This window comes from Staphylococcus sp. GDX8P54P (genome assembly GCF_017893165.1).
GTDB classification, from domain to species: domain Bacteria; phylum Bacillota; class Bacilli; order Staphylococcales; family Staphylococcaceae; genus Staphylococcus; species Staphylococcus borealis.
In genome coordinates this window covers 1-960 of record NZ_JAESMM010000085.1, presented here as the reverse complement: position 1 = coordinate 960, position 960 = coordinate 1, and the positions used below count along the sequence as shown (strand labels likewise).

The window sequence follows — 960 nt, the reverse complement described above, 5'->3', positions numbered from 1 at the left end:
GTTTACACCACGTTCCCTTAATATTTCAGATATATCACGATAACTCAATGCATATCTTAGATAGTAGCTAACGGCTACAGTGATAACATCCTTGTTAAATTGTTTATATCTGAAATAGTTCATACAGAAGACTCCTTTTTGTTAAAATTATACTATAAATTCAACTTTGCAACAGAACCTTTGAAATGCTGTGAGAAGCTCTCATTTGCATCGAAGTAAAGTTTATTAAACCAAATCATTATCGTGTTTAATTCTATAAACAGTCTGCCTTGTTATATTAACTTCTTTCGCAATCTTACTGATAGCTGTGCCTTCTTTTAACATTTCCACAACTCGATGATAAATAATGCGTTTTTGAGGATCCTTTGCATTCGTTGAATAAAGTAACGGACGCCCTTTATATACACCTTTTTCTTTCGCAACTTGAATACCTTGAGCTTGTCGACGTTTACTTTCATTTCGTTCTTGTTCTGAGACCATTGCTAATATTTGTATGATTAAATCTTTCATAAACTTATCTAATAAAGGATTGCCAATGACTCCATTCATCATAGGTAAACTAGTAATCATCAATTGAACTTCTTTATCTTTTAAATAATTAACTGTGTTAATCACTTCATCATAATTACGACCTAAACGATCAATCGATTCTACTACAAATCTATCGCCCATTCTCACAAAGTTAAGTGCTTCTTGAAATACTGGTCTATTTTCTACTGACTTTCCCGATTGTTTCTCTGTAAATATTTTCTCTACGCCAAATGTTTTCAAATTATCTATCTGTCTCTCTAAATTTTGATCTGTCGAAGATACTCTTGCATAACCTATAATCATTCATATTCACTCCACAATTAATATACACCCTAATCATACGTTTTAGTTGCTATAAATTCAACAACTGTGTCACTTTATTCGATATATGAGAATGACTTTACCTAATAAATGAGAAAAGCAACGCAC

1 protein-coding gene and 1 pseudogene are annotated in these 960 nt (G+C 31.8%); both read right to left on the bottom strand.

The window, feature by feature from the left end; genetic code table 11:
- A pseudogene (locus KA909_RS13350) lies at positions 1–123 on the bottom strand (IS6 family transposase); the annotation flags it as partial.
- A gap of 102 nt (positions 124–225) precedes the next feature.
- Complete coding sequence (locus KA909_RS13345) at positions 226–834, bottom strand: recombinase family protein (RefSeq protein WP_044466763.1); 609 nt, start codon at positions 832–834, stop codon at positions 226–228.
- Positions 835–960 lie beyond the last annotated feature (126 nt).

Excerpts from the sequence above, each read along its gene's own strand:
- KA909_RS13345 (WP_044466763.1), bottom strand. The coding sequence starts at position 834 with ATGATTATAGGTTATGCAAGAGTATCTTCGACAGATCAAAATTTAGAG.